Genomic DNA, 3,131 nt, shown 5'->3' on the forward strand with positions numbered 1-3,131 from the left:
GGCCACCGCAGGCAGCCCTCGACTACCAGTTGGTTCCGCGCGGTCGGTACGTCATACGGGTAGAGCTGCGCAGGGTCGAGCCCGCGTACTGCGGTCTCGAGGGCTGCGGCGCGTTTCTCGGGAGCTGTAGCCGACGTGCCCCACGGGAAGCGTAGATCCGAGCAGAGCGTGGCCAGGTGGAGCCCGGCCGACAACTCCTCGAAGGCTATGCCCCGGCTGCTCGCCTGCTGGAACAACTCCTTCAAGGCCGCGGTATCGCCGTTCCGGGCGTCGTGGAGGACCTTCGGGATCCCCTCGAGCGACGGGTTGACCGAGTTCAGGCTGAGGATCGACAGGGACTCGATCATGCTCGTCCCGTTCAACGGGACGCCGTCGAGCTCGCCGTGCTGCACCAACCAGGCCAGGTCAGCCACCGGGTCCGCAGTACAGGCTGGGTCTCTACGGCAGGCGGTGGTGAGGGTGCTGCGGGTTGCGGCCATCAGGTCGGCGCCGAAGGGGTCGAAGCCCTTGTGGGGGACGACCGAGTCCAGTACCAGCGAACGCACGTGGTCGGGATACTTCAGCCCGTACTGCGCTGCCGTGAAGCTCCCGTACGACGTGCCGTTGAGAGTGATCTGGTCCTGGCCAAGGGATTGGCGAAGTAGTTCGATGTCCTCAACGGTGTCGGGTGTGCCGTAGTAGTCGCGGCTGGAGCCGAGTTTCGTCGCACAAGCCTGGACGGCATCCGCAGGCGGCGTCAGGAAGTCGGAGCCGCCGACAGCCAGTTGGAGCTCGCGACAGTCGATGCCGGCTGAACCCGTGCCTCGCTGGTTGAACATGACGAGCCGGTACTCACGTAGTACGGCCGGGTCGAGGTAGGAGCGGATGCGTTGAAGCAGTGGGACTCCGGGCTGGCCGGGGCCGCCGGTGAGCATCAGGAGTACGCCGCGAGGCGCATCGACGTTGTCGGCTGCAGCGACTGCGAGGTCCAAGGTGCTGCCGTCGGGTTGCTGGTGGTTCAGCGGCACGCGGAGCGTCGTACAGGTGAATGCTGGTGTTCCCGCGCAGAGCGGCTTCTCGTCGGTGTTGTCGGGGGCCGGGCCCGAGCAGGCTGCAGCGGACCATACGAGCAGTAGCGCGATCGAGGATCGGACCAGCCGCATTCGGCCTCCCGGAACGGGGTGTGCCGTCAGCGTGCAGGCAATCCTGAGCGGGGGCAAGGCTCTGCCACCCACCTTGCGGGTCGACCCCAGGAGAGTGACCCGCAAGGCGGGCGGGATGACCTCGACCGGACGGCTTCGGGGGGCGCGTCCGGTGCAAGGTCAGCGCAGGCCGAGCGACTTCACCAGCTCGGGGGTGAGCTGCCGCGGCGAGGCCAGCTCGCCAGGCTTGCCCTGTCCTTCGAACGAGGTGGCCACCAGCCGGCGGCAGCCATAGGACTCGGCGGTGTACGAGAGCACGCCGCGGTCGTTGTCGGTGAACCGCAGGACGTACGTCGGTCCGAGCTCCTTGGTACACATGTTCGGCTTGTTGGTGACGGGCTTCGCGCTGTTCACCAGGGCGAAGAGGTCGATCGCCTGCTGGCCGGCGCGCTTGGTGGTGACGGTCGCGTAGTTCTGCCCGGACGCCATCGCGTCGTACTGGCAGATCGTCACGCTGACCGGCTTGAAGGCCGACTTGGCCGAGCCCTTGCCCCAGACGGCCTTCTCCACGGCCTGCTTGACCGCGGTGATGGTCTCGGGGCAGTCCATGCTCGGCGTACCGCTGGGGGTGGGCGGTGTTGCGGTGGGCAGGGTTGGAGGTGTGCCGGGGGTGGTCGGCGTCTGGCTGGGCTGGGCGGCGGGTGACGCGGAGTCCTCGTTACCGCAGGCGGCGGTAGTTCCGAGCACTGCCACGACGATCGTCGCTCCGATCAGGCCCCGTGTCCTTGATGCACTCACGACTCGGTCCTTCCGGGTAGGCAAGGACATCCATGATGCTGGAGGGAGGTCTCGCTGGTCGTGGCAGGAATATCACGGCGCGGCGTCTATCCGGTCACGGGCCGGATCGAGTGTCAAAAGCAGCAGTTCTGTAATACCTGCGGACTGTTCACCTGCGGAAATGGGATGATGCGGCCGGACACCTGGAGAGAGGACGGACGTGGGTAAGAAGAAGGACAGCGCCGAACTGGCTCGCAGGGAACGCGAGGAGTGGCAGCTGGGTCAGGACTGGGCCCGCTGGCTGATGGCCGGCAACGAGCCGCAGCCGCTCACGCTGTACGGCATCGTGCTGGAGCAGGGCGAGACTGCGTTCCTGCAGACGCCTGTGCACTATGCGCGCCTGTACGGCGGCGACGGGCGGTACTCCTCGACCGGCGGACTCTTCATCGGCCGACCAGGCATGGTGCTCGGCATGATGGCGGCGACGGCGGCGGTCAACGCGGGCCGCAAAGCAGCCGCGCGCAAGGACATGCAGCTGATGTGGCGCGACCTTCAGGAGGTGCAGCTGATCGCGACCAACTACCGGCTGATGTGCCACCTCTCGACCCGTGGCTGGCTGAGCTTCTACTACAACTCGGTCCAGGAGTTCTATCCCGATCCGGCGAACTGGACGGTGACGTTCGGCTTCCAGAACTCAGAGCCGCTGCAGCTTGGTGGTCTGCCGGTGCCGACGCTCTCTGTGCTGACCGCGTGGTCCGTGCTCGGCGCCGACCGGTGGCAGACAGAGCCGGGCATCGCGTCGCTGGTCCAGGCAGCCGCCGCACCGCAAGTGCAACCCGGTCAGGAACATGCCCAGGTGGAGGGCGGCCAACAGCAGAACCTGCCCCGGATCCCAGGCCAGGACTGACCCCCAGCAGGGCGCTCCGGTTGGGCTTGGGGTTCACGTAGCCTGGTGGCATGACGAGTTCGTATGAAGACGACGAGCCGCTGCTGCCGGATCAGACCAGCGACGACGACCCCCGCAACTGGGGTGAGGGCGACGCCGATGACGACGAGCGCATCCTGCGCGAGGTCCCCCCGCACCACGGCTGACGATGGAGCTGCGGGGGTTTGGTAGCGGGGATGCCGCGGTGGTGGCGGGGTGGGCGACGGCCGCGCGACCAAACCCCCGCAGCTCCATCGTCAGCCGTGGTGCGGGGGGACCTCGCACCACGGCTGACGATGGAGCTGCGG

General features: G+C 67.5%; 4 protein-coding genes. 2 read left to right on the forward strand and 2 right to left on the reverse strand.

Features of this window, described 5'->3' with window-relative positions:
* The coding region (locus VFG33_RS30900; RefSeq protein ID WP_325056516.1) for an alpha/beta fold hydrolase at nt 1–1,142 on the reverse strand (1,142 nt) is incomplete at its 3' end.
* A 159-nt stretch (nt 1,143–1,301) separates the two neighbouring features.
* Nucleotides 1,302–1,919 carry a hypothetical protein gene (locus tag VFG33_RS30905; protein ID WP_325056517.1) on the reverse strand — a complete coding sequence of 206 codons (618 nt, stop codon included), beginning with the start codon at nt 1,917–1,919 and terminating at the stop codon, nt 1,302–1,304.
* A 199-nt stretch (nt 1,920–2,118) separates the two neighbouring features.
* On the opposite strand from VFG33_RS30905, the gene VFG33_RS30910 reads away from it, so the two are divergent.
* On the forward strand, nt 2,119–2,805 hold the full coding sequence (locus VFG33_RS30910) for a hypothetical protein (RefSeq protein ID WP_325056518.1): 687 nt from the start codon (nt 2,119–2,121) through the stop codon (nt 2,803–2,805).
* Between the two features lie 50 nt (nt 2,806–2,855).
* Nucleotides 2,856–2,990 carry a hypothetical protein gene (locus tag VFG33_RS30915; protein ID WP_325056519.1) on the forward strand — a complete coding sequence of 45 codons (135 nt, stop codon included), beginning with the start codon at nt 2,856–2,858 and terminating at the stop codon, nt 2,988–2,990.
* Nucleotides 2,991–3,131: the final 141 nt, after the last annotated feature.

It is taken from the genome of Kribbella sp., from assembly GCF_035687465.1.
In the GTDB taxonomy this organism is placed as follows: Bacteria; Actinomycetota; Actinomycetes; order Propionibacteriales; family Kribbellaceae; genus Kribbella.

What these genes read in the sequence shown, in the direction of transcription:
- VFG33_RS30915 (WP_325056519.1), top strand. Translation starts at nt 2,856, where the DNA reads ATGACGAGTTCGTATGAAGACGACGAGCCGCTGCTGCCGGATCAGACC.